Source organism: Microbacterium sp. RU1D (genome assembly GCF_900156435.1).
GTDB lineage: Bacteria > Actinomycetota > Actinomycetes > Actinomycetales > Microbacteriaceae > Microbacterium.
On record NZ_FTPQ01000004.1, the window covers coordinates 23,140 to 46,718 of the forward strand.

A 23,579-nucleotide genomic window follows, 5' to 3' on the forward strand; every position below is an offset into this window, starting at 1 on the left:
TCCATTAGTCAGTGATGAGGCGCGACGGTTGTCGAGCCGGAAGGTGCGTTGCCCGCATGGAGGCGGGCGGACGCGTCATCACGTGCGACTGATGCAGAGAACGGTAAGTGAGGGCGGCGGAACCGGGTGGGCCGATGCGGGCGATCGGGGGTGGATCATGGCGAGTACGTCGTCTCGCAGGGTGATCCGCCAGCCGATCCGCAGCCGCGCGAACAGGATCACGCTGACAAGCAGCGCGAGAACGCAGACCATCCAGGTCATCGCGTGATCGTCGCCGCAGTCGGTGCAGCCTGCATGATCCGTGGCGGCGGTGGTGGTGTTCACCGCTGCGGTACCGGGAGAGGCGTCGTGGTGGGCGCTGGGTGGTGCCGGCTCGGCGCTGACGGCCACCGTGCCGCCGTGGCCGGCGGTGGTGGCGTGGGTGTTGAGGGAGTGCATGGCCAGGAGCCCCGCGATGACGGCGCCGACGACAGCCAGCATCATCAGGAGGGTGCGGGTGACCGCGCGCTGGCCACGCAACTGGTGTGCAAGGGCAATCAGCGACATTCTCACCTCCTGATGGATTTCTAGGCTAACTTTTCCCGGCAGTGACGGCGGGCTCTGGACCCGTCGGGGTGGGTCGTTGGTGTGCCGCGGTTACAACGCCGCGAGAAGGTCGGTGCACGCCTGCTCACAGCGACGGCACGCCTCTGCGCAGACGCGGCAGTGCTCGTGCATGTCGGCGTGCTGCTCGCATTCCTGCGCGCAGGAGGCACACGCGGTGCGGCACGCCTCCACAACAGCGCGAACCACATCGGCGTCCACCGTCGTCTGTCGAGAAAGCACCGCACCGGTCGCGGCGCATACGTCGGCGCAGTTGGCGTTCTTGGTGATGCACGTCACCAGCTCGGCCACCATGTCCTCCGACAAGCAAGCGTCGGCACACGCGGTGCAGGTCTGCGCGCACTCGATGCACGCCTGGATACAGCGGGCGAGGGCGTCCGCAGCGTCAATGGTTCCGGCCTTGGGGTGCGTGGTGAGCATCTGGTCAACAGCAGTCATGGTCGCTGGTCCTTTCCCGGGGACCGTCCCCGGCGCCTGCCACGATAAAAGCGGGCGCCGAGCGCGACCCGGGGGTTGCGGGCGCGGGGAAACTACTTCGCGGCGACGGCTTGCGGGCTGAGGTCGAGCCGGCGAAGAAGTTGCGCGTTGAGTGCGACGACGATCGTGGACAGCGACATCAGGATCGCTCCGACGGACATGGGGAGGACGAACCCGATAGGGGCGAGCACTCCGGCGGCGAGGGGGACGGAGACGAGGTTGTATCCGGCGGCCCACCACAGGTTCTGCTTCATCTTCCGATAGCTGGCCCGCGACAGGTCGATCACGGACAGCACGGAGCGGGGGTCGTCGCTGGCGAGGATGACCCCGGCGGACGCGATGGCGACATCGGTGCCCGCGCCGATGGCGATACCGACATCGGCTTGCGCGAGGGCGGGTGCGTCGTTCACCCCGTCACCAACCATGGCGACCTTGCGGGATTCGTTCTGAAGCTGCTTGACCTTGGATGCTTTGTCTTCGGGGCGGACCCCGGCGAAGTAGCGGTCGATGCCGAGGTCGGCGGCGACGGATGCGGCAACCGCTTCGGCGTCTCCGGTGATCATGACCACCTGCACGCCCCGCTGGTGCAGCGCGTCGACCGCGGCGCGCGATTCAGGGCGGATCTCGTCCGCCAGGCGCAGCGCTCCTGCCACCTGCCCGTCGATGAGGACGTGGAGGATGATCGCACCCTCGTTGCGCCACTCGTTCGCGATCGACCGCTCAGCGGCCTTCTCCTGCTCGAGCATGTAGGGGCCGCCGACCTGGACGGTGCGCCCGGTGACCTGCGCGCGGACACCGACGGCCGGTGACGATTCAAAGTCGTTGGAGGAGGGGACGGTGAGCTGCTTCTCTTTCGCGGCGTTCACGATCGCCCGAGCAAGGGGGTGTTCAGAGTCCGCCTCGGCGGCGGCGGCCAAGGCCAGCAGTTCGTCTGCATCGACCCCTTCGGCAGGGTCGATCGCGGTGACGGCCGGCGTTCCCTTGGTGAGTGTGCCGGTCTTGTCGAACAGCACCGTGTCGACGGTGCGCATGCTTTCCAGCGCGAGACGGTCCTTGATCAGAACACCGCCGCGCGCGGCACGCTCCGTGGCGATCGACACGACGAGCGGGATCGCCAGTCCCAAGGCGTGCGGGCAGGCGATGACCAGAACGGTGATGGTGCGGATGACCGCTTCGTCGGGGAATCCCACCAGGGACCACACCAAGGCGGTGACCGCGGCCGCGCCGAGCGCGAACCAGAACAGCCACCCCGCAGCACGGTCCGCGAGCCGCTGCGCGCGAGAGGAGGAGTTTTGAGCCTCAGTGACGAGCTTTTGGATGCCCGCGAGGGCGGTGTCCTGCCCGACCGCGGTGATTTCTACGCGAACTCCGGAGTCGGTGGCGACCGTGCCGGCGACGACCTGATCGCCGTCGCCGCGGCGAACGGGGCGGGATTCTCCGGTGATCATCGACTCGTCCATGCTGGCCGAGCCCTGCACGATCCGCCCGTCCGCGGGAACCCGCCCACCGGGGCGGACCACAACCACGTCACCGACCTGCAGCTCAGCGGGGGCGACGGTGACGGTGGTTTCCCCGTCCACCTTCTCGGCCTCGTCGGGCAGGAGCGCGGCGAGGGAGTCGAGGGCGGAGGTGGTCTGGGCGAGGGATCGCATCTCGATCCAGTGCCCGAGAAGCATGATTACGACCAGCAGCGCCAGCTCCCACCAGAAGTCCAACTCGTGGTGCAACAGCCCGAGGCTTGCCCCCCAGGACGCGAGGAACGCGACGGTGATCGCGAGGGCAATGAGAAGCATCATGCCGGGCTTGCGGGCGCGCAGCTCGCTGACGGCGCCGGTAAGGAACGGGGCGCCACCCCAGACATACATGACGGTCCCGAGAATCGGGGACACCCATCCCACCCACGCCGCGTCCGGCAGCGGGTAGCCGATCAGCATCGAGAACATGCTGGAGAAAGCCACGACCGGCACCGCGAGAACCAGCATGATCCAGAACAGCCGCCGGAACCGGGCGACGTGATCACCGTGACCGGCGTGACCGCCGTGGTCGGCGTGACCGTGCCCGGCGTGCCCCGCCGCAGGTGCCCGATCATCCGTGCCGTGCGGGTGGCCCATCGCTACGTGGTCGTGTACTGCCGTTGCCGCCGGAGCGTTGTGGCCCTGGTGGTTCGTGCGGGCCGAGTGGTTGTGATGTTCGTGCTGGCTCATGGGAGCCTCCTTCGCTGGGTGCGCCGCCACGGCGCACGATTCAGGTTCGGTTGGGGCATGGGAGTGCGGGCGATGTGCACGGGTGCCGGCTCGGGGCGGAACCGGCGCAGCCGGAGGCTGTTGGTCACGACGAACACCGACGACAGCGCCATGGCCGCCGCGGCGACGAGCGGGTTCAGCAGCCCGGCCATGGCGATCGGGATGGCGGCGACGTTGTAGGCGAAGGCCCAGAACAGATTGCTCTTGATGGTGCGGAGGGTGCGGCGGGAGAGTCGGATCGCGTCGGCCACGACGGTCAGGTCGCCGGAGACGATCGTGATGTCACTGGCGGCGATCGCCGCGTCCGTGCCGCCCCCCATCGCAAGGCCGAGGTCGGCTGCGGCGAGGGCCGCGGCGTCGTTGACGCCGTCACCGACCATTGCGACCACGTGGCCATCGTTTTGGAGCCGGCGGATCACTTCGAGCTTCCCGGCGGGGGTGACGCCGGCGTGCACGTCGGAGATGCCGACCTCAGCGGCGATCCGTGCGGCCGTGGTGTCGTTGTCGCCGGTGAGGAGCACCGGGCGCAGCCCGAGTGCGCGGAACAGTGCGATGGCGGTCGAGCTGGTCGGCTTCACCGTGTCCGCCACGCCGATCGCGCCCAGGTACCGCCCGTCGCGGCCGACCGCGATTGCGGTACTGGTACGAGCGAGCGTGTTCAGCTCCGCTGCGGCCTCCGACGGTGGGTGGATGCCCCACTGCTCGGCCAGCCAGGAGGCGCGGCCCGCGACCACCGCGGCGCCGTCCACGATCCCCTGCACACCGAACCCGGCGTGCGAGGCGAAGCTGTCCGCATATGCACCAGGCGCGGTGGCGGTGATCGCGCGGGCGACGGGATGCTCGGAGCCCGCCTCGACCGCAGCGGCGACCCGCAGCAGCTCGTCCCGGGTGACACCAGGGGCGGGGTGAACGGTGGTGACGGTCATCTTGCCGGTGGTCACGGTGCCGGTCTTGTCGAGCACGATGGTGTCGACGGTGCGGGTCTGCTCCAGCACCTGCGGTCCACGGATCAAGATTCCCAGCTGCGAGCCCCGGCCGGTGCCCACCAAGAGGGCGGTGGGGGTGGCGAGGCCAAGCGCGCACGGGCACGCGATGATTAGTGTCGCGACCGCGGCGGTGAACGCTTGTTCCAGCGATGCCCCAGCGATCATCCAGCCGACGAAGGCGGCGGCGGCAAGTCCGATGACGATCGGGACGAACACGGCCGACACCCGGTCAGCGATGCGTTGCACCTTGGCCTTGCCGGTTTGGGCTTCCTCCATCAGCCGGCGCATGCGCGCGAGCTCGGTGTCGGCGCCGACCCGGGTGATTTCTACGGTGAGGCGGCCGCCGACATTCACCGTCGCTCCTACGACACGCGACCCAGTCGTCACCTCGACGGGGACTGATTCTCCGGTGAGCATGCTGGCATCGACGGCGGAGGCACCATCGATCACCAGCCCGTCGGAGGGAATCTTCTCCCCCGGTCGAACGAGCACAGTGTCTCCGACCGACAGCTGCGCGACCAGCACCATCCGTTCGGCGCCGTCGACGAGCTGCGTGGCGTGCTTCGCGCCCATCTCCAGCAGCGCCCGTAACGCCTCCGACGATGATTTCCTCGCGCGCGCTTCGGCATACCGCCCGGCCAGGATAAAGACGGTGACCAGCGCGGCCACTTCCAGATAGATTTCGTGGCCCCCGGCCTGCGGGGTACCGACGAGGGTGAACGTCATCGTCATGCCGGGCACGCCTGCGCCACCGAAGAACAGCGCGTAAAGGGACCACCCGAATGCGGCGATGACGCCAACGCTGATGAGGGTGTCCATGGTCGCCGCGCCGTGTCGGGCGTTGACGGCCGCGGCCCGGTGGAACGGCCACGCGCCCCAGACCGCCACCGGGGCGGTGAGAGTGAGGGCAAGCCACTGCCAGTACTCGAACTGCAACGCCGGGACCATCGACAACACTGCCACCGGCAGCGACAGGGCGGCACTAATCAGCAGACGCCGCCGTAGCGCCCCGACCTCGCCGTCCTCTCGGTTTGGGGTGTTCTCATCGATATCACCGCTCGGTGGCGGTGCGGGGAGAGCCGCCTGGTACCCCGCGGATTCGACGGCGGCGATCAGGGTGGCAGGGTCGACGTCGTTCCCGCGAACACGTGCTTTTTCGGTGGCGTAGTTCACCGTTGCTTCCACACCGGGAAGCTTGTTCAGCTTGCGTTCAATCCGGGTCGCACACGACGCGCATGTCATCCCGGAAATATCGAGTTCGACGTCGACCGCGCTCATGCGGGTGCGCCGGCCAGGGTGTAGCCGGCCTCCTCCACCGCGGCCCGCACTGCGGCGGCATCGATCGGGGTCAAGCTGTGGATGGTGACGCGCGACGTACCGCCGGCGTTGAGGTCTACCGTGACATTCTCGACACCGTCGATCGCAGTCAGCTCCTCCGTGACGCTCGACACGCAGTGCGAGCATGTCATTCCGGTCACCAGGACGTCTTCTGTCACCGTCGCCGCGGTGGACGCGGGTGCGTCTGTCGCTGCGGACGTGGCGCAGCAAGCGCAGCCGGCGTTGGTGTCTTTCAGGCCGAGGTCGATGCGGTCGGTCATGATTTGCTCCTCTGGGGTCGGTGCGGGATCAGGAACGGACGAGCCGTGCAATCGCGTCGTTGGCCTCACGAATCTTCTCTGCGGCAACCTGGCCGCCCTCTGCGCTCGCCTCCGCGACGCAGTGGCGGAGGTGATCCCCGAGCAGGGATAGAGCAACCGTCTCCAAAGCCTTCGTCGCGGCGGAGACCTGCGTAAGGATGTCGATGCAGTACTTGTCTTCATCGACCATTCGGGCGATCCCTCGTACCTGACCCTCGACGCGACGCAGCCGCTTCTGGAGGTCGTCTTTGTTGCCCTCGTATCCGTTCACCTAGATACCATACCCCCCTAGGGTATGTAGCGCAACACTCCTATTCATCCCCCTGCGCGCGTCCACCGGAGTGGGCCGCCCAACCGGGGATGATTATTCAGCAAGTCCTGTACTGTCGACACGTGTCCACAGCCACTGCGACTGCCACCGTGACGCATACCGCCGCGCTCGCGCGCCTCGGCCACGCGCTCTCCGACTCCACGCGCGCGGGCGTGCTGCTGGCACTGCGGGAAGCACCCGCCTACCCCTCCGACCTAGCGGACGCTCTCGGCGTCTCCCGACAGGTCATGTCGAACCAGCTCGCGTGCCTTCGAGGGTGCGGGCTCGTGGAGGCTGTGCCGGATGGGCGGCGCACCTGGTATCGGCTTGCTGACTCTCACCTCTCACCCGCCTTGGACGAGCTGCTACGCGTCGTCCTCTATGTCGAACCGGGCTGCTGCGCCGGAGAAAGCTGCACCTGCGCATGACCACCACGACCTCTCGCCCCACAGACGACCGCCGGCACACTCTCCAACGCCGCATCAAGTGGATCGTCACCGCGACGATCGCCTACAACCTCATTGAGGCCGTCGTCGCGATCACCGCCGGCACCGTCGCCTCATCGGCTGCGCTGATCGGGTTCGGCCTGGACTCCACGATCGAGGTCCTCTCGGCGGCAGCCGTGGCCTGGCAGTTCACCCGCCGCGACCCCGAGCGGTGGGAGAAGGGCACGCTGCGCGTCATCGCCGTGGCGTTCTTCGCCCTCGCCGCCTACGTCACCGCGACGTCGGTGCTCGCGCTCGTGGGCCAGGTCGACGTGCAGCACTCCACTGTCGGAATCGTGCTCACCGCGCTCAGCGTCGTCATCATGCCATTCCTCTCGCTGGCGGAACGACGCGCGGGCCGCGAGCTGGGATCGGCAACCGCTGTGGCCGACTCCAAGCAGACCCTCATCTGCACCTACCTGTCCGCCGCGGTTCTCGTCGGCCTCATTGTCAACAGCCTGTTCGGCTGGTGGTGGGCCGATGCGATCGCCGGACTCGTCATCGCCGCCTTCGCAATCCGAGAGGGTATCGAGGCATGGCGCGGTGACGCCTGCGCCACCTCCGTGGGGATGCTCCTCGAGGAGGAGCACGACGACGACCATCACCGCTGAGCGGGTAGAGCACCTCAGATCAGCCATGACGGCTTCTGTCGCACGCCGCATGAGGAATCTAGGACGTCGTTCTACCGCGCACGGGAGAGGAACACCACCCACCCACCCAGAACGACCGCGATCGCGGAGCCAGCAGCCAGCACCACTCCACCGAAGTCTTGGTCTTCGGCTGGTGCTCTACCCCAGGTGCGGCCCATCGCACCGAACCAGTCGGCGGCTACTAGACCGGCAGTAGAGATGTACACAGATACAACCGCCATCGCCACAGCTAAACCGACGACCATCAGCAGCTTCATCTGTGTCGGCCGGCGGCTGGACCCGTCACCACCTATCAAGCCACGCACGAGCAGAGATCCCACGACGAGGGTTGCTGCCGTCGCCATTTGCCGCCCTAGGAGATCCCCTACTGTCCAACGGAGGAGGTCAGAACTGAAAAGCAGCCAAATCAACATCGCGGTGGCCGGGACAGCGACCACGGGTGCCGAAGCGAAACGCACACCTCGCGAATGCATGAGCACCTGCGCCCATTCATACCCTCCCCTGCTGCCGTCTTCGCGGCGATGGGCTGCCTTGCGGGCGAGCTCGATTGGCGCCCCGGCTGCGAGAAGGGGCACCACCCCGACAAGGAGAATGACTATCCCAAGAACGTGCGCACTGTAGATGTAGCTACGGTAAGCGCCCAACGCTCCGCTAGTGACCCATACCAAGAGGAGCGTCCCTGCCACCCACGCGGTCGCCCGCCAGGGGTTCCATCGGTACCCACGCGCCTTTAGCCGCAGCACAGCGCTCACGTAGAAGATGAGTCCGAGCACGGCGGCAACTAACCACAGCAGGTCGGGGCTCCACGCCGTGAACCAACGCGACATAGTCCACTCAGGAGGTAGCGGAGCGCCGGTGAGTACCTCAGCGGGTGTGAGCGCGCCTGCAGGTTCGGGGAGAATCGGCGGCGGTGTTCTCGCGAGAGCGGCAGCCGCTCCACTAGCCATCCCCATCAATCCCAACTCCGCACACAACAGCAGCCAGAAAGTCTTGGCGTCGCTGGGGTTGGCGCGCATCCTTCGGAGTAGACGCAGTCGGTAGATCGCCCCCAGAACACCGATGGCGGTGAGGGCTACAACCTTGACGATGAGGATGAGGCCGTAAGGGGAGGCGAGAGCACCGAGAGTTTCTAGGCCGATGGCGGCTCGAACCGTGCCCGAGAACGCGACGAGCGCGAAGGCAATAACGGCGATGGTGGAGTACCGCATCAGAACTGTCGCCATCTCACTCTTGGAAGTGACGGAACGAATGATCGCCAGCAGCAGCAGACCACCGAGCCAGACCGCTGCGGCGATGAGGTGTATGACGATGGCTGTCGTGGCTTGCTGGTGAGAGGCCTCATCACCTGAATGGCCTTGTGTTCCCATCGGGACAAGCGCTGCCAGCGCGAGAAGTGCCACGGTTGCTGTCCCGCCCCACGAACGCACCGCAAATGTGAGCACCGCGAGAATGGCACCCGCGATGGTCGTCATCAACCACACACGTCCCCCCTCGGTCTGCACGAGGTACCGGCCAAGCTGAGACCCAAATTCGGGACCGGCATTCAAAGCGGGGTTGAAGATGACCATGAAGCTGAAGAAGCCAGTAGCAGCAGATGCCACGGTGAAGATGGCGGCAGATAGCGCAGCAACATCCAACGCCAATTCAAACCCGCGCTGTTCGACGCGCAACGAGAACAAGGCGACAAAGAGCGCCCCTCCCATTCCCGCGGCGCTCATGTTCACGACGAGCTTTGACACTGGCAGCCCCCACCGTGCGAGGGGCCCGGCGTCGGCCAGTTGCAAGGGGGCAGCGCCACCGCCGACTGCGAGAGCGCACACCAAGGCAGCGACTGCGCTGACGACGAGGATGATGAGCGCAATCACGCGGTACACGTTCCACCGGCGCGGTTGCAGAGACGGAAGCCGCGTGGAGCCAGGTGCCCCCACCCTTACCGTCGAGTGGGCGTGCCCGAGCTTAGCGCCGGAAGTAGGCATCAGTTCAGCCCCGAATAGGCATGCAGACCCTTGAAGAACATGTTCACGGCGGTGAAGTTGAACAGCACCGCAGCGAACCCCACGATAGACAGCCACGCAGAACGGTTACCGCGCCATCCACGGGTGGCACGAGCGTGGATGTACCCGGCGTACAGCACCCAGATGATGAAAGTCCACACCTCTTTGGTATCAAAACCCCAGAAGCGTCCCCAGGAGTCGTTTGCCCAAATCGCGCCGGCAATCAGGGTGAAGGTCCAGAAGATGAAGCCAATGATGGCGAACCGGTAAGCCAGGGCTTCCAGATCTTCAGAGGTGGGCAGGGTTCGAAGCAGGCCCCGCCGCGTGTTGACGGAGGGGCGACTCTCACGCCGGTGTTGCAGAAGTTGCGTCACGGACAGGCCGCACGCGATGGCGAACAGCGCAGTCGCAAGGGAGGCCACGAAGACGTGGATGACAAGCCACACGCTACGCAGCGGGTCCATCAGAGGGGTGACCTCGACGTAGAACCCCAAGGTCGCACCACCCAGAAGAAGGACGACCATCCCAAGCAAGAAGGAGCCGAGGAAACGCAGGTCGTACCGCCGAAGGGCGAAAAGGAACACGCCGACGATGAGAAGAGTGCCGGTGAGTGCGAATTCGTACATGTTCGCCCACGGCACACGAGCTGCGGCGATGCCTCGGAGGACATCCCCGCTCAGCTGCAGCGCGAATCCCAAAATGGTGAGGGCGGTTCCGATACGTGCCCATACGAGACGTTCGCGCTCACGTGGCGGCACTTGCAATTGCACCGCGGCCGCCGGGGGCGCCACCGGTGGAGCCACGTCCCCGACCGTCACGAGTTCCGCAGCGGGCGCCTCGACGCGAGACACGCGCACGGCAAGGTCGATGGCATACGCCGCAAAGGCGAGCGCGTAAACGCCGATGGCCGTCCACACCATCAGCAGGGACAGCCCATCAAGGGTGAGGGCGGATGATTCGGTCACGGGTGGAATCCTTAGATTGTCCAGCACTCTTTGACGGTGCCGGTGGTTGCCAGGGCGAGAGTCGGAACGCGCTCGGTGAAGGATCGAGTGGTCTCGGGGAAGGGGGCGTACTCGACGACCCGCCACCCCACGACGCCGAAATCCTCGTCCAGGGCTTGGATGGCGCACGCGAACCGTGCGCCGGAGGGAGGGGTGGCTTGAAAGGACACCGTCACAGCCCGCTCATCGACGACGAGGTAGCCGGTCTCGGCGATGGAGATGTCGTCCAAGCTATTTTGAAGTGTGATCCAGACCAGGTAGGCAATGGCAGCCACCGCGAACACAGCAACACTGATCCAGAAAGCTCGGCGACGCCAGGGAAGCGAAGTGCGGCCGTATCGATCGTCGAGTTTCTTTTGCAGTGCCGTTCGCTGCGGTGCGGCGCGGCGCCTGCCGCCGCGCTTTGTAATGGCGCGTTTAGTCACTGAGCATTCGCTTCCAACCACGCCAGGGAATCCACGGTGACGTCGTTGACGGACACCTCGAAATGCAAGTGGTTTGCGGTGGAGCGGCCTGTGCTTCCGACGAGTCCGAGGAGTTGGCCCGCCTGCACTTCCTGGCCGCTGCCGACCTGCCGGGTGTTGTACTGCATGTGCGGGTAGACGGCCCGGATACGTTGGCCGTTGACGACGGACTCAACGGTGACAGCGACGCCGTAGGCGCCATAGCTCTCGCTCGAGACATCGACTGTCCCGGCCACGGACGCGTAGATTGGCGTGCCGCCCGCGGTCACCATGTCGGTGCCCATGTGCGCCCCGCCTCTTGCTCCGAATTGGTCCGTGACTCTGAACGTCGAGGTCAATGGCCAGCGCACAACCCCGCTACCGGCGGCGAGGACGGGGACTGCGCGTTCAGCAGCGAAGGTGGTAGCGGGCCGAGCTGCGCGTGCTGCGGCGGCCGCGGCCGCCGCAGCCTCTCGCGCCTTTTTCTGATGAATTTCTTCCTGAGACGTCGCTGCGTAGCTCTGCCTGTCCAGGGGCGAAGCGGGGAGCGCGGAGGACACGGTGAATTGTTGTGAGTCGTCCGCAGCGGCTTGCTGCAAGGTCGGCTCGGAGTCCGTGACAGGTGAGGCCGCGTACGCCGGCAGCGCCAGAGGACACATGAGCGCCAGCGCCAACGCACTCGCAACAAGCGGGCGGGCGCGCATTGCGCGCGCGGCCTCAGGACCGTGGGAGCTCCGCGCCTCACGCATCCTGAACTCATCAGCGTGGCGCCGTTCCCTGCGCGTTAGAGGGCGTGACTGGTGTGTCGACCAAATCTCACTGCTCATTGACGGTGTTCCTTCACTGCCCCACCTGCTGCTGTCGTCGACGCCGTCCGGACGAGAAAAGCACAAGCGCCGCCGCGCCCAGAATGACGACAGCGACGCCAGTCACTAACAGCGGAAGACCGATTCCGCTCCGTGGCTCTTCGACCTCCGCCACGGCGTCTGCTGTCGCGCTTTGTTCTGGTGTCGACGAGATGGCCGGGCTCTGCTCAGATGAGGAGGGGGCACCCGTGGTTGCAGAGGGGTCCGGTTCGGCGGACGCCGTGGGCGTTACGGGAGCGTCAACCGTGAACGCGTACTCACCGCTGATGGGGTGACCGTCGCTGGAGACCACGCGCCATCGCACCGTGACTACGCCTGGAGACGTGACTGGCTTCACTGCCTGGGTCACCGTCGTGTCAGCGACGACCGGAGGCGTCAGTGCAACGTTCGCTCCTGAGGAGTCAATCACTTCGACCGCGATGGCGCTGGAGGCGTCGAAGACCTCCCCGCTGTATGTCATTGACACCTCAGCGGGCGTCGCTGAGACGACTGAGTCCGCTGCTGGGGAGGACTGGACCAAAGCGTCGTGAGCACGAGCCGGCGGCGAACCGGGTAGAACGAACATCAGGGATAGTGCCGTCACGGCAATGCCGGCGGCTGCGAACCAGCGAGGCGAACGGGGGGCGAAAAGTGTGTGCATGGCGTCTTTCAGTGGGACTGCGGCGCCCGGGGATTGGGCGCCCACGGCAGTCGTCGAGCGTCGGATCAGAAACGCTCCGAGTGCACCTGTACGGCCGCGCCCGAAGGGGTGGGAAGTTGCGTTCGACTACAACTTCGTTGGCGTCAGATCAGCCGAGAAGGTGTGATTTTCGGAGCCCCGGTACGGGTCAGGTCCGTGAGAGAGACAGTTCGGTCAAGCTCAGCGTCGTGGTGTGTGAGCGGACGGTACGTAAAACGTGAGGCTGATCGCGTCGAGGTGAGCGGATGACATTGAGATTCGACCGCATGAGACGGAAGCGATGCTCCAGCAGCATTCCCGCCACACACACGCCTACCAGGCATAGCGCTACGGCCGCCGCTGGGAGAGCCTGCGTCAGGCTGTTGACAACGTCACCGGCGGGCTCATCGAGGACTGTTCGACTACCTTGATCGCTCTCCCACGTGTGGGTCGCGGACGCCGCATCGGAGGTCGTGGAAGCATCAGAGTGGCTGCTTGACCATACAGCGAGCAGACACATCAAGATTAGGACGAGGCTGGCGATGATCCTCATTCTCACGACGGAGGCGGTACTGGCCCCAAGTGGGGCGCGTCCCGTGCTTACCGGCATCGCAGCGATGGTACCAATCCGAACTGGCCGTCACAGCCAAGCCGGGGCAGCCTGGCATCGGAGGCCAAGCGTGCGCTGCTCGCGCGGGGTGCGCGATGCGGTCTGCCGTTTGTCCAGCTCATCACCGTTTCCGCGCACGAACGTGGATGCGCAGACGAACGCACAACAGCACACCGGCCGATGCAACGACCATTGCAATTTCGATGGTGGGGCTGAGCCAGCTCGCCGGCGTGATCCCCGCCCGTAGCGGCACCTCGCTCACTCGGCCAGCGGCCGTGTCCACCCCGATGGTCTCTTCGGTCGACCCATCGGGGTTGATCACTTGGCTTGTTCCCACGGTGGAGACGTTGACCACTGCGCGCCCGGTTTCGATGGCTCGCATTCGCGCGATGGCGAGCTGCTGCACGTTCTCGTCTGTTCCGCGGAAGTCGGCGTTGTTTGTCTGGAAGATGTAGACCTGCGCGCCTTGCCGTGCTGCATCGAAGATCACGTCGTCGTAGATGACGTCGAAACAGATCGCCAGCCCGACGCGGGTGCCTCCTATATCCATCACTGGCGCCGATCTGCCTGGGGTGTACTCCCTCTGGATCAGACTGACAAGGTCAGGTGCGAGACGTTCAAACAGCCACCGGTCGGGCACGTATTCGCCGAACGGGACGGGGTTGAGTTTGTCGTAGCTCTGCTCGCTACCGTCCGTCGTCCACAGCATGGTTGAGTTGAACGTTTGCTCGCCTCTCGTGGTTGCGGCGTTCATTAGGAGCGGGGCACCGTACGCGGCGGAGATTTCACTCAGCACTCGACGTGTGGGTTCTGAAGACGCCGGGTCGATGTCCACGGAGCCCTCTGGCCAGGCGAGCACGTCCATCTGCTGGCCCCGAATCGTTTTCGATGTTGATGCTTGGGCTCGGAGCATGTCGCCTTCGTTGCGGTCGTCGAAATAGCCTGCCGGCCCGTTGCCTTGGACCCACCCGACGGTGAACGTTCCGATACTCCGGGTGGCGTACTGGGGTGTGACCGCCATGAGCAGGACTCCCACGAGCGCCGGCACGCCGGCACGCAGAGTGCGACGCCCCGGTCTGAGGGCCTGCACGAGGGCGGCGCACACGCCCACGACGAGGAAGGTCACACCCGTCGTTCCCACCCAGGACGCCACTTCAGGAAATGGTCCCGACACTTGCGTCATTCCTACCCGTGCCCAGGGGAAGCCCGAGTACGGCCACATTCCGACAAGTACTTCCCGCGCGGCCCACAGGGCTGCTACCAGCGCGGGGATACCCAGCAGGTCTAAGGCCCCGCCGAGCCTACGTACCTTCACCCAACGGTAGGTGAGGGTGATGGTTATGCTGCTGACACCGATCAGGACTGTCTGCAGGGCGCTGAGGGCCAACCAGGGCACTGGTCCGAGGAATTGCGCCACCCATACGAGGTGGGCAAGGTTGAACACGGCCCCGAAGACGCAACCCACGACGAAGGAAGCGAGCGTGCCTCTTCCGAGGAGAGCCGCGAGCAGGATCGTCACGCTCACGAAAGCAAGCGGCCACCATCCGAGGTCCGGTGTGGCCGCATCCATCAGCAACCCCGCCGCTGCCGCCAAGGGCAACGCCGCCGTCACGGGCAAGGAATCCGTGCCGCTGGTCCACATAGAGGGCATGCGCAGCGCGCCGGTTGCCCCTCGAAGTGCTGTCATGCGGACCCGCCTTTCTCTAGACGGCGCAGGTACTCGTTGTACTCGTCGAGCTCTGGATCCCCGTGCGCGTCCGCCCATCTGCTTGCGGCGGCGTCACGAACGGAGTCGTGCCGGAACCACCGGTGCATCACGATCAGGATCATGATGAGTGTGGGCGCCTCGCCATAGGACCATGCAAGACCGCCGGCTACGCGTTGGTCCTCGATGGGGTCGATCCCTAGGGCAATGGTCGATTCAGCGAATGTTCCTACTACCAGACTGGTCGCCATCATGAGGAACACCCCGAAGAAGGCGTGCAACGCTGCCTCAGCGAAAAGGTCGAGTGCCCGTCCTCCGTGGCTCATGCGGACCGGTAGTGGATCTGTGGAGAGCACCGGGATGGTGAACAGGATCCCGCTGATCAGGAACGCCGATTCTAAGGCGGTGTGACCGCCGGGGAGGGCTAGGACGGGATCGAGCAGATCTGCGATGTACAGGCCGTAGAAGGCCGCGAGGTAGGCGGGTAATGCGACCCAGGGGCTTAGGGCCCATCTTGACCCTCGCCACCGCAACGCGCCGTGCGCCACTTTGAGGACACTTTTTCCGACGCCGCGGTGCGGGGTGGCACGCAGCAGAAGGGTTCCCGGGGAACCGAGCACGAGCAGCGGTGGGATGGCCATCATCAATGTCAGCTGCTGAAACATGAACACCGAAAGCAGGGCTTTGCCGTAGTCCTCTACAGCGAGGCCGGTGACGGCGGCGAGGGCTGCGCAGCCGGAGACGAAGCTCACCGTGCGCAACACCGACCACCGTCGATGCTGCCGCCACAGACGCAGCGCCCCGAGGAGGTAGATGGTGGCCATCACCGTTGCGGCGCCCGGCAAAAGGGTAAAGGGGTGCGCTGCGGGCAGCAGGTAGTCGCCAAGGTCGAGGGGGGCGTTCATAGCTGTGGACCTATCGTGGCTGCGCGGCCGTATTCGCCCGCTCACACACTTCTGTGTGAGCCTCCGCTAGGTGCTGGACCGCGCGGGCAAGCCCCGGGTCGTCTCCTCGGGCGAGGGCGGCGTACTCCACGTGGATCGTCGAGTCGGTTGTGGTCGCCGAGTGGTGGACTTTCACCCAGATTCGGCGGCGAGGTATGAGAAGTCCGGTGAACAGCCCGACGCAGGCCAGCACAGAGAACGCGAGGACCCAGCCGCTGCTGGGGTCGCGTTGGATCTGCAGGGACGCGAACCGTTTCACCGGAGCACCGTCGGCTTCCTCCCAGGTGATGGTGCCCCACCCGTTGGGCAGCGCACCGGTGGTACCGGGCCTGAGTTCAATGGATTCCTGTCCGGTGTTGCCGCCGGTGAGCTGGGTGAGTTGGTCAACTTCCAGGGCGTAGACGGAACGGGGGGTTCCATCGTCGATGCCCAGGTCGCCTGCGAATGCGTTGAGGGTGATGACGGGGTTGATTACGTCGGGGTAGATCGAGGTGGCGGCACCTGAGGGCAAGGTGTCCTGTGTGGGGTAGAAAAAGCCGATCAGCCCGAGCTGCTGCGGCAAGCCATCCGGAACTTTCACGACGCCTAGTGAGGTCATGTTGGAGTCTTGCGGGAGGAAGGGTAGTGAGTCGCTATAAACGATCTGACCTTCCGCGTCACGGATGGTGAGGGTAGGCGCGTAACCGTTTCCGAGGAGATGGATGCGGTCGGTCCCTACAGTGATGGGGTAGTTGACGACCACCCGCTCGGTTCGGTCGTCTGCTCCGGGGGATCTGATCGTGACGTTGGCGGCGAAGTCGCCCGCTTGCCCACCGCCAGGGGAGCCTGCTGGCTGGTAGGTGACGTCGAAACGGTCCAGCGTGAGGGAGTACGGCGTCAGGTTGGATCCGTCCGCGAAACGGCCGGGGTCGAAGGAGGAGAAGTCGCTGAGGGTGTTGACGAAGGTTGTCCCCTCCACCACGACGCGCTGGCCGGTGTAGGCGAACGCCTTGCCGACGACGACGGAGACGAGCACGCCGACCAGGGCGATGTGAAAGAGCAGGTTGCCGGTCTCGCGGAGGTACCCGCGTTCGGCCGAAACGGAGGTCCACCCCTTCCCGTCGTAGCGGCGGACGCGATAGCGACGCCGGGCGAGTTCTGTTTCGGCAAGATCCAAAGCTGCCGCGGGGGTGAGATGCTCGCCGGGGATGGCTCGCTCGAGGTGTTCGGGGAGTCGAGCGAACCGGATGGGTGTGCGCGGCGGTTGTCCTTTGAGAGCGCGGTAGTGGTGTTTCGCCCGCGGGATGACGCACCCGATGAGGGATACGAACAGCAGCAGATAAATGGACGAGAACCAGGGCGAGTAGTAAACGTCGAACAATCCGACGGCGTCGAGGAACGGGAACCACTCGGGGTTGTTGCGCTCCCATTGGATGACGCCGTTGGGGTCGGCGCCTCGTTGAGGAAACAGTGAGCCGGGTACTGCGGCCAGGGCGAGGGAGAGCAGGAGGATGAGCGCGGTGCGCATGCTGGTGAGCTGGCGCCATGTCCAGCGGAGCCACCCTTTGCCATCCAGCTTTACCTGTGGGCCGTCTTGATCGTTCGGGGCCCCGTCAGGATGGTCCGCCGGCCGCCGCGGGTCTGAATCGACGTGGCGGGTATCAGAGCGGGAGGGGGACATTGATTACCACCTGTTGCAGAAGTGACATGAGCGAGGTCCACACGCCCGTCACCATGAGCAGCCCGAGCAGGATGAGCACGGCGCCTCCGATGAGGTTGAGTGTGCGGATGTGAGTGCGGAGGACTGTGACGGACCGCGCAGCCCACCCCCATCCGAGCGCCAGTACGAGGAAGGGCACTCCGAGGCCGAGTGAGTAAGACAGACCGAGGAGCCCGGCTCGGGCGGGGTCACCAAGGTTCCACGACACGGACAGGATTGCTGCGAGTGTGGGGCCAATGCACGGTGTCCAGCCGACACCAAGTGAGAACCCGAGAAGCGGAGCGCCGACGAGCCCGGCTCGACGACGGAGGGTCGGACGCATGCCACGCTGTCCAAGCCGGATTGCGCCTGTGAAGACCAGCCCCAGGACGATGTTCACAATGCCGAAGACGCGGGTAAGGAGATCGGCGTAGCGCGAGAGCGCCACCCCGAAGAATCCCCCCAAGACGGTCACGGCGACGAAGACCACAGTAAATCCGGCGATGAAGAGCAGGACGCCTGCTACGAGCCGCGGGCGTGTGGTGACCGTCGTCGCACCGTCTCCTCCGGTTGTGGAGGTGGGAGGGGCGGCCACACCGCCGAGGTACCCGAGGTAGCCGGGCACCAGCGGTAGGACACAGGGCGATAGGAAGGAGATGAGACCGGCGACCAGGGCGAGGGGGATGGCAAGCCAGAGTGCGCCGTCGACGACGAGCGCCCCGGCGCTCATGGTCTCTCCGCCAGCGTGTCCGCGACGATGGTGGACAGGATGGACGCGCTGGGAAGTTGGCCGATGATGCGGGCGGCGAGGCGACCCTGGCGGTCCATTACGAGCGTTGTGGGTGTGGCCTGGATCGGGGTGAGTTGCGCGAAGGCGAGTTTCACCTGACCGTCATTGACGTCGATGACGCTGGGATAGGTGACGTTGTTCTCGCGCGCGAAAGAGAGTGCTGTCTCAGCTTGGTCGTAGGTGTTCACTCCGAGGAAGTCGACTTCCTCGTTCTGGAAGCGCAGAAAGACCTCCTCGAGCATGGGAGCCTCGACGATGCACGGTCCGCAGGCGGCGTACCAGAAGTTCACCACGAGCACCTCACCTCGGTAGTCGTCGCTGGTGACGGTTTCACCGGTTTCGATGACGCCTTCGAACTGAACGGGTTCGCCTCTGTCCGACGGGGCAATCTCGGCCACTTGGAAATTCCCATCGGAGAACGATGCGCCCGCGCCGGCGTCCGTTGTTTGGGTCGTGGCGGTGCAACCGCTCATCACGCCGACGATGATGAGCGCCGTGCCGAGGGCGAGGAGTTTGCGATTCATGCCCGCTCCCTCTTGATGATGGCTCCCGCGACAAGGAAGACGACTGCGGCTGCGGGTTGCGCCGCGGTCCAGACAACACCTTCAGCGGGGATGGGGAGCACCGGGTTCCATGCCACCGCGATCACAGCAAACACCGGCACCCACCACAGCTGCCGCTCCTGGTAGGCGAACGAGGCGACGATGAGCGCCAAGATTGCCACGATGAAGCGCACAAGCGTGAACCAGCCGCTGTCCAGCAGCGCTGGCGCCACGAACAGGGCGGCTGCGGCGATCAGACCGGGGGCGAGGGCGTTTCGTTGATACCGAGATGGCGTCTTGGTCTTTTTCATTGCTTGTCCTCCGGGGGAACCCCGAACGTGGGTGGTGTGGCAGGCGCGACCTTGGTGCCACTGTGGGCGCGTTGGCGGAGCATCAGCATCACTGCAACCGCTATCGCTCCAGCGGCGAGGAAGACGTCTGCCAAGTTGCCGATGAACAGACGCCCGTATGCAAGGAAGTCGGTGACGTGGCCGATTGCGAATCCTGGCGGCGACATGAAACGGTCGATGAGGTTGCCGACAGCTCCACCGAGGAATAGCCCCACACCACCCGCCCATCCCACCGTTCGCGCGCGGGCCGCCAGGACGAAAAGCCCGGCAACGGCTGCCACGCCTATCAAGGTGAGAACCCAGGTCATGCCCGAGCCCGTTCCCAGCACCGCGCCGGGGTTGAAGGCGAGTTGCAGACCGAATGCGTCCCCAATAATGGGCACCCGTCTCCCGTCGGCAAGCGCAGTCAGGGCGATGGCTTTACTGAACTGGTCTATCAACACCGCGGCCGCTGCCACCATGCAGGCGACGGCGAACGGCCGCGTCTTCTCAGCGGTCACCTTCTTGGCCCTTCCGGAGGTGGCGGGTTCGCCGCGCTGTGACCAGAAGCGTGACCAGCGCTCCGCCGAGAATCATCGCCACCGCGGAGACTCCCAGCACGGGAGCGACCTCGCCACCGCCGGTGGGCACTCCTCGACCGTCCGCGCGTGGGGTGGCCGTGGAATGAGGATGGGTCTGGTGCCCAGGTGATGGAGTCTCGGAGCTCGTTACGGTGGTTCCTGAACGTTCGACGCTCAGAGGCGCAGTGGTGAAGCTGACATCCATGGCCGAGCTCAGCGCCGGGGCCACGACAGCAAAGGTCGGCGCGGCGGGTCCTGCAACGATGAGGGCGGCGCTAAGAGCGACAGTGGCGCACAGCGTCACCGTGACCTGCGTTGCGCGATGGCGAGGTCTGGATACGAGGAAGAATCTCATTGGTCTTTTCAAGGTCGGGCGTAGATGAATCGGGCAATACGAGCCGCGTCCGTCCATACCCCGGGAAGGGTGTTAGCTCTGGCCTGGCTGTGCACGGGGATTCCGGCAACGAACAGACCGGGTAGCGTCGTCGCGGTGGGGATGCGTCGCTGAAGCTGCGGCTGCGTGGGCAACCACTCGTCGCCCGCTTCGTACCCGGTGGCGAACACGACTGACTGGTAGGCCTGCCGGTAGCCATCCGCGAAGGCGAACTTGGCCCCGTCCACCCCAATCGTCTCGGCTCGAATGGAGACGCCTTTATCTCGGAGTGCGTCGTAGAGGGGTTCTGGGGCGATCTTCACGCGCCGCCACGGTGAGACGCGCGGCTGGGTGGGGAATTGCCGCGGATGCGCTTCAGCCCGTCGGGTGCGGACCGCCAGAGTGACGTCGTGCGACTTCGCGAGGTCGGAAGCAACTTCCGTCCCGGCGATACCACCGCCGACAATAAGTACCCGGCCTCGCGGAATCTGCTCGGGTGTTCTGTAGGCGTTGGTGTGCATCTGTACTCCTTCGACTTCGGCGTCCGCGGCCCATTTCGGAAATCGGGGACGTGCTGCGGCGCCGGTAGCGCACACGACGTTGCGGGTCTGCACTTCGCCAACCGTGGTGCTCAAGAGCAGGGTTGGGCCGTTGCCGTGGCGAGTCACGGCGAGGGCCTGGACACCCCAGACGGGGTTTACCCCGAGCTCCGCTTCGAATCTGTGTAGATAGCCTTCGATGTCTCCCGGGGTGGGGTACCGATACGGGTCACCCTCCAGTGGTCTGCGGGGGAAGCTGGAGTGCTCAGCATTGCTGAGCAACCGCATAGAAGGCCAGCGCGCACTCCACGTGCGTTGTCCCCGCGCGGAACTGTCGATGACCACGAAGTCACGCTGCGGTTCCATGCCGCGAGCGATCAGTGCCGCTGCAGTTGCCAATCCAGCCTGCCCTGCGCCCACGATGATGACTCGTCGGTGTGACAGGCCCGCCACTAGGGGGTGCCGTCCAAGCGGGTGGTGATGGCACTTTCAAGGTCGTTCCATCGTTCAATGACAAGAGGTTCGCCGTCGACGAAGAACGTAGGGGTTCGGTCCACGCCGAGGGCGCGTCCGTCGTCGAGGTCGGATCGAACGCGCTCGAGAGTGGCAGGGTCGGCGACAGCTTCGTCGTAGGCCGTCATATCCAAGCCCAACTCGGTCGCGTACGAGCGGAACAGCTCCGCTTGGCTTTGCTGAGACTCCCCCCACTGTGCTTGCGTCTCAAAGAGACGGTTGTACATGTCTTCGAAGCGTCCCTGGGCTGCCGCGGCCTCCGCAGCGACCGCTGAGTTTTCGGAGTTGATGTGGCCGGGAAGGGGGAAGTAGCGAACGACGTAGTTGATCTGTCCCTCATACTTCACACGAAGCTCTTCGACGACGGGGTAGTAGGCGCCGCAGGCTTCGCACTCGAAGTCCAAGAACTCCACGATGGTGATGGCGCCGTCGCCGGCGTCGTCGAGGACGTGGGAGTCGTCTCTAACAACCGCTATCGACCCTCCTCCCCGTTCCTCGGCGGCAACGCGGGTGTTGTTCTGATCGACTAGGACATAGATGACAGCCCCCGCGACGACCGCGACGGCGACGGCGGCGGTAATGACCGTCGCCTTCCAGTTGATTTTCATGGGTACTCCAACACTTGACGGCACAAGAAAAGCCCGGGTTGCCCGGGATGAGTGTCGCCGCGGGGGCGACGTGCCGATGTCAGGTTCTAGAGATACCCAGTTGCGCGATTGTGAGGGCGTGGCCCTCAGGCCTGCCGGACACCGGGTGGATCAAAGACGGCGGGAGGGCGCGCCAGACGAGTGTGATCCCAGCCGGTCCGCGGCGCACCAGGAGATGAACAACGAGGTACAGCACGAATCCGCAGACGACGCCGAGAACGCACAGCGCCATTCCGGGCGATACGTCGTACACGCTCGCCTCGACGATAGAGGTAGCGACGGGTGCGGCCGGGTCGTGCGGCGCAGTGTCAGATGCCGTCGCGACCACACCGCTTACCGGGGCGTTGTCGCCATGGTTGAGGGCCACGACTCCGAGCAGCAGGAGGGCCCCGAGGGCGATGATGGTAATGAGTCGCGTTATCGCTCCGTGCTCTTTCGCCAGCGCTGAGCGCCGGGCGTGAGCGTCGGTATACATCAGCAGCCAGTGTACGGAGAGGTTCTGGGCGAATGGCTGGGAACGGCCGACGGTGTGCCGATATGCGATCGGGCTGCGAACACGCCCGTTCGAGCGGTTCGGCGCCCGCGATTAAGCGTGACGGACATCCCCGGGTTCCGAATCTTGCAGGTCGGCTGTCTCAATCTGGAAGGTGGAGTGCAGCACGGACACCTCGAAGTGTTGAGCCACACATGCTCTGACGTCCTTAAGGACAGCGGCTGCGTGTCCGTCCGTGAAGCATTCGTCTTCAACCACGACATGCGCGCTGATTGTCGGCAGGCCGGTGGCGACTGTCGAGGCGTGTAGGTCATGGACGTCTATGACGTGGTCGAGTTGGAGAATGTGAGATCTCACATCGTCCAAGTCCAAACCGTCGGGGGTGAACTCCATCAACACCGACGACGTCTCGCGTAGCAACTTGAACGCACGCGGCACGATGAGAGCGGCGATGAAAAGACCGGCGATGGCGTCCGCTTGAAAGAAACCCGTCGTCCAGATGACGACAGCCGCGACGATAACCCCCAGTGATCCCAGCGCGTCATTCAGCACTTCCAGATACGCTGCCCGCATGTTGAAGTTAGCTCCGCGACTGGAAGACAGCACGAAGATGGCGATGACGTTCGCGACTAACCCAACGACTCCAAAACCCAGCAGTTCCGCAGCTGGCACCTCCGGGGGCTCGAAGAGCCGGCGTACCCCCTCGATGGCTGTGTAACCCCCTACCGCCATCAACAGAGCCGCTTGCCCGAAGGCAGCGATAACTTCGATGCGACGGAACCCCCACGTGCGTCGCGCACTAGCCGGCCGCAGCACCAGCGTCGCGGCGATGAGTGCAACGAGAAGTCCGGATGCGTCAGTGAGTGCGTGGGCCGTGTCCGTGAGGAGGGCAAGACTGCCGGTAAAGAAGGATCCAACCGCTTGAGTCACGGCGATTGCCGCGGTGATTGCAAACGCAATCCAGAGACGCGCCCGATGGTCGGTCGGATGCCCGGCCGCGCCGGTAGACGGTGCGTGCGTGTGACCGGCGCCCATCAGGCCGCGTCCGTTCCAAGGGCGAAGTCTTCACCAGGCTGATGAAGGTGAGCGCATAGCGTGACACGCGTGCCGGTGTCTCTCAGCAGGAGTTCGGCGGCGTTAATGAGAGCCGCAGTCGCCACAGGTTGCGCAAGATCGAACCAGGAAGCCCGACCCTCCGAGCGAACAGTGACTAGTCGGCAGTCCCGCAGGAAGCTGAGGTGCTTACTTACGGTTGATTGCGCCAATCCGAGGTGCTGGACGAGATCCCGGACGCGATGCTCGCCGGACGCCAGATGCTGGAGAACCGCCAATCGCGTGGGGTCCCCAAGCGCGTCGAATAGGTGCGCGTACACAGCGGTCGCGTCAGGATCGAGTAGACCACCCTCTTTATTCATCGCCACATAGCGATGATATCGTCAAATGCCGTGTCCGTCACGTCTGCATCCAACTGGGAACCAT

The 23,579-nt window shown here is 65.1% G+C and carries 25 protein-coding genes; 2 read left to right on the plus strand and 23 right to left on the minus strand.

Annotated elements, in window-relative coordinates:
• Positions 1–78 precede the first annotated feature (78 nt).
• The 6 genes from B0B15_RS15460 to B0B15_RS15485 form a co-directional block, all read right to left on the minus strand.
• Positions 79–546: a DUF6153 family protein gene (locus B0B15_RS15460; protein WP_076677829.1), complete on the minus strand. Its 468-nt coding sequence runs from the start codon at positions 544–546 to the stop codon at positions 79–81.
• A gap of 90 nt (positions 547–636) precedes the next feature.
• A complete protein-coding gene (locus tag B0B15_RS15465; RefSeq protein WP_076677831.1) occupies positions 637–1,041 on the minus strand; it encodes a four-helix bundle copper-binding protein in 405 nt (134 codons plus the stop codon).
• A 92-nt stretch (positions 1,042–1,133) separates the two neighbouring features.
• Positions 1,134–3,284, minus strand: a complete 2,151-nt coding sequence (locus tag B0B15_RS15470) for a heavy metal translocating P-type ATPase (protein ID WP_083709105.1) — start codon at positions 3,282–3,284, stop codon at positions 1,134–1,136.
• Positions 3,281–5,587, minus strand: coding sequence for a heavy metal translocating P-type ATPase (locus tag B0B15_RS15475; protein WP_083709106.1), 2,307 nt, complete (start codon positions 5,585–5,587; stop codon positions 3,281–3,283). The genes B0B15_RS15470 and B0B15_RS15475 overlap by 4 nt, the downstream gene beginning before the upstream one ends.
• Entirely contained in the window at positions 5,584–5,907 is a 324-nt protein-coding gene (locus B0B15_RS15480) for a cation transporter (protein ID WP_058233654.1), read from the minus strand. The genes B0B15_RS15475 and B0B15_RS15480 overlap by 4 nt, the downstream gene beginning before the upstream one ends.
• A gap of 28 nt (positions 5,908–5,935) precedes the next feature.
• Entirely contained in the window at positions 5,936–6,217 is a 282-nt protein-coding gene (locus B0B15_RS15485) for a metal-sensitive transcriptional regulator (protein WP_058233655.1), read from the minus strand.
• A gap of 89 nt (positions 6,218–6,306) precedes the next feature.
• Between B0B15_RS15485 and B0B15_RS15490 the strand changes: the two genes are divergently transcribed.
• Positions 6,307–6,684, plus strand: coding sequence for an ArsR/SmtB family transcription factor (locus B0B15_RS15490; protein WP_076677834.1), 378 nt, complete (start codon positions 6,307–6,309; stop codon positions 6,682–6,684).
• Entirely contained in the window at positions 6,681–7,352 is a 672-nt protein-coding gene (locus B0B15_RS15495) for a cation diffusion facilitator family transporter (protein WP_076677837.1), read from the plus strand. Before B0B15_RS15490 ends, B0B15_RS15495 begins: the two co-directional genes overlap by 4 nt.
• A 71-nt stretch (positions 7,353–7,423) precedes the next feature.
• On the opposite strand, the gene B0B15_RS15500 is transcribed toward B0B15_RS15495, so the two are convergent.
• The 17 genes from B0B15_RS15500 to B0B15_RS15580 all read right to left on the minus strand — a co-directional run bounded on the left by B0B15_RS15500 (position 7,424) and on the right by B0B15_RS15580 (position 23,515).
• On the minus strand, positions 7,424–9,130 hold the full coding sequence (locus tag B0B15_RS15500) for a bifunctional copper resistance protein CopD/cytochrome c oxidase assembly protein (protein WP_176776671.1): 1,707 nt from the start codon (positions 9,128–9,130) through the stop codon (positions 7,424–7,426).
• Between the two features lie 236 nt (positions 9,131–9,366).
• The gene (ccsB, locus tag B0B15_RS15505; protein WP_256334329.1) at positions 9,367–10,350 is read right to left on the minus strand and encodes a c-type cytochrome biogenesis protein CcsB; all 984 of its coding nucleotides are present in this window, start codon (positions 10,348–10,350) and stop codon (positions 9,367–9,369) included.
• Positions 10,351–10,361: 11 nt separating this feature from the next.
• Positions 10,362–10,814: a DUF4307 domain-containing protein gene (locus B0B15_RS15510; protein WP_256334328.1), complete on the minus strand. Its 453-nt coding sequence runs from the start codon at positions 10,812–10,814 to the stop codon at positions 10,362–10,364.
• The gene (locus tag B0B15_RS16860) at positions 10,811–11,137 is read right to left on the minus strand and encodes a M23 family metallopeptidase (RefSeq protein ID WP_239278227.1); all 327 of its coding nucleotides are present in this window, start codon (positions 11,135–11,137) and stop codon (positions 10,811–10,813) included. The genes B0B15_RS15510 and B0B15_RS16860 overlap by 4 nt, the downstream gene beginning before the upstream one ends.
• A gap of 535 nt (positions 11,138–11,672) precedes the next feature.
• The gene (locus B0B15_RS15520) at positions 11,673–12,338 is read right to left on the minus strand and encodes a copper resistance CopC family protein (RefSeq protein WP_083709108.1); all 666 of its coding nucleotides are present in this window, start codon (positions 12,336–12,338) and stop codon (positions 11,673–11,675) included.
• A gap of 749 nt (positions 12,339–13,087) precedes the next feature.
• Positions 13,088–14,653 carry an apolipoprotein N-acyltransferase gene (lnt, locus tag B0B15_RS15525; protein WP_239278247.1) on the minus strand — a complete coding sequence of 522 codons (1,566 nt, stop codon included), beginning with the start codon at positions 14,651–14,653 and terminating at the stop codon, positions 13,088–13,090.
• The gene (locus B0B15_RS15530) at positions 14,650–15,576 is read right to left on the minus strand and encodes a cytochrome c oxidase assembly protein (protein ID WP_076677849.1); all 927 of its coding nucleotides are present in this window, start codon (positions 15,574–15,576) and stop codon (positions 14,650–14,652) included. Before B0B15_RS15530 ends, lnt begins: the two co-directional genes overlap by 4 nt.
• Positions 15,577–15,586: 10 nt before the next feature.
• Positions 15,587–17,122, minus strand: coding sequence for a cytochrome c biogenesis protein ResB (locus tag B0B15_RS15535; protein ID WP_278100885.1), 1,536 nt, complete (start codon positions 17,120–17,122; stop codon positions 15,587–15,589).
• Between the two features lie 133 nt (positions 17,123–17,255).
• Positions 17,256–18,023 (minus strand): cytochrome c biogenesis CcdA family protein, encoded by a 768-nt coding sequence (locus B0B15_RS15540; RefSeq protein ID WP_076677854.1) that lies wholly within the window; start codon positions 18,021–18,023, stop codon positions 17,256–17,258.
• A complete protein-coding gene (locus B0B15_RS15545) occupies positions 18,020–18,607 on the minus strand; it encodes a TlpA family protein disulfide reductase (protein WP_076677856.1) in 588 nt (195 codons plus the stop codon). Before B0B15_RS15545 ends, B0B15_RS15540 begins: the two co-directional genes overlap by 4 nt.
• Complete coding sequence (locus B0B15_RS15550) at positions 18,604–18,936, minus strand: DUF6804 family protein (protein WP_076677858.1); 333 nt, start codon at positions 18,934–18,936, stop codon at positions 18,604–18,606. Before B0B15_RS15550 ends, B0B15_RS15545 begins: the two co-directional genes overlap by 4 nt.
• The gene (locus B0B15_RS15555; protein WP_083709109.1) at positions 18,933–19,475 is read right to left on the minus strand and encodes a signal peptidase II; all 543 of its coding nucleotides are present in this window, start codon (positions 19,473–19,475) and stop codon (positions 18,933–18,935) included. Before B0B15_RS15555 ends, B0B15_RS15550 begins: the two co-directional genes overlap by 4 nt.
• Positions 19,476–19,898: 423 nt before the next feature.
• Positions 19,899–20,900 (minus strand): flavin-containing monooxygenase, encoded by a 1,002-nt coding sequence (locus B0B15_RS15560; RefSeq protein WP_076677860.1) that lies wholly within the window; start codon positions 20,898–20,900, stop codon positions 19,899–19,901.
• The gene (locus B0B15_RS15565) at positions 20,900–21,568 is read right to left on the minus strand and encodes a DsbA family protein (RefSeq protein WP_076677862.1); all 669 of its coding nucleotides are present in this window, start codon (positions 21,566–21,568) and stop codon (positions 20,900–20,902) included. Before B0B15_RS15565 ends, B0B15_RS15560 begins: the two co-directional genes overlap by 1 nt.
• A 79-nt stretch (positions 21,569–21,647) precedes the next feature.
• Positions 21,648–22,082, minus strand: coding sequence for a hypothetical protein (locus B0B15_RS15570; protein ID WP_076677865.1), 435 nt, complete (start codon positions 22,080–22,082; stop codon positions 21,648–21,650).
• A gap of 111 nt (positions 22,083–22,193) precedes the next feature.
• Complete coding sequence (locus tag B0B15_RS15575) at positions 22,194–23,135, minus strand: cation diffusion facilitator family transporter (protein WP_076677867.1); 942 nt, start codon at positions 23,133–23,135, stop codon at positions 22,194–22,196.
• Positions 23,135–23,515, minus strand: coding sequence for an ArsR/SmtB family transcription factor (locus B0B15_RS15580; protein WP_083709113.1), 381 nt, complete (start codon positions 23,513–23,515; stop codon positions 23,135–23,137). The genes B0B15_RS15575 and B0B15_RS15580 overlap by 1 nt, the downstream gene beginning before the upstream one ends.
• Between the last annotated feature and the right edge of the window lie 64 nt (positions 23,516–23,579).

Bases quoted from the DNA above. Each gene is read 5' to 3' on its own strand.
- B0B15_RS15460 (WP_076677829.1), bottom strand. From the start codon at position 546: ATGTCGCTGATTGCCCTTGCACACCAGTTGCGTGGCCAGCGCGCGGTC.
- B0B15_RS15465 (WP_076677831.1), bottom strand. From the start codon at position 1,041: ATGACTGCTGTTGACCAGATGCTCACCACGCACCCCAAGGCCGGAACC.
- B0B15_RS15470 (WP_083709105.1), bottom strand. From the start codon at position 3,284: ATGAGCCAGCACGAACATCACAACCACTCGGCCCGCACGAACCACCAG.
- B0B15_RS15475 (WP_083709106.1), bottom strand. From the start codon at position 5,587: ATGAGCGCGGTCGACGTCGAACTCGATATTTCCGGGATGACATGCGCG.
- B0B15_RS15480 (WP_058233654.1), bottom strand. From the start codon at position 5,907: ATGACCGACCGCATCGACCTCGGCCTGAAAGACACCAACGCCGGCTGC.
- B0B15_RS15490 (WP_076677834.1), top strand. From the start codon at position 6,307: ATGATTATTCAGCAAGTCCTGTACTGTCGACACGTGTCCACAGCCACT.
- B0B15_RS15495 (WP_076677837.1), top strand. From the start codon at position 6,681: ATGACCACCACGACCTCTCGCCCCACAGACGACCGCCGGCACACTCTC.
- B0B15_RS16860 (WP_239278227.1), bottom strand. From the start codon at position 11,137: ATGGGCACCGACATGGTGACCGCGGGCGGCACGCCAATCTACGCGTCC.
- B0B15_RS15520 (WP_083709108.1), bottom strand. From the start codon at position 12,338: ATGCACACACTTTTCGCCCCCCGTTCGCCTCGCTGGTTCGCAGCCGCC.
- lnt (WP_239278247.1), bottom strand. From the start codon at position 14,653: ATGACAGCACTTCGAGGGGCAACCGGCGCGCTGCGCATGCCCTCTATG.
- B0B15_RS15530 (WP_076677849.1), bottom strand. From the start codon at position 15,576: ATGAACGCCCCCCTCGACCTTGGCGACTACCTGCTGCCCGCAGCGCAC.
- B0B15_RS15535 (WP_278100885.1), bottom strand. From the start codon at position 17,122: ATGCGCACCGCGCTCATCCTCCTGCTCTCCCTCGCCCTGGCCGCAGTA.
- B0B15_RS15540 (WP_076677854.1), bottom strand. From the start codon at position 18,023: ATGAGCGCCGGGGCGCTCGTCGTCGACGGCGCACTCTGGCTTGCCATC.
- B0B15_RS15545 (WP_076677856.1), bottom strand. From the start codon at position 18,607: ATGAATCGCAAACTCCTCGCCCTCGGCACGGCGCTCATCATCGTCGGC.
- B0B15_RS15550 (WP_076677858.1), bottom strand. From the start codon at position 18,936: ATGAAAAAGACCAAGACGCCATCTCGGTATCAACGAAACGCCCTCGCC.
- B0B15_RS15565 (WP_076677862.1), bottom strand. From the start codon at position 21,568: ATGAAAATCAACTGGAAGGCGACGGTCATTACCGCCGCCGTCGCCGTC.
- B0B15_RS15570 (WP_076677865.1), bottom strand. From the start codon at position 22,082: ATGTATACCGACGCTCACGCCCGGCGCTCAGCGCTGGCGAAAGAGCAC.
- B0B15_RS15575 (WP_076677867.1), bottom strand. From the start codon at position 23,135: ATGGGCGCCGGTCACACGCACGCACCGTCTACCGGCGCGGCCGGGCAT.
- B0B15_RS15580 (WP_083709113.1), bottom strand. From the start codon at position 23,515: ATGAATAAAGAGGGTGGTCTACTCGATCCTGACGCGACCGCTGTGTAC.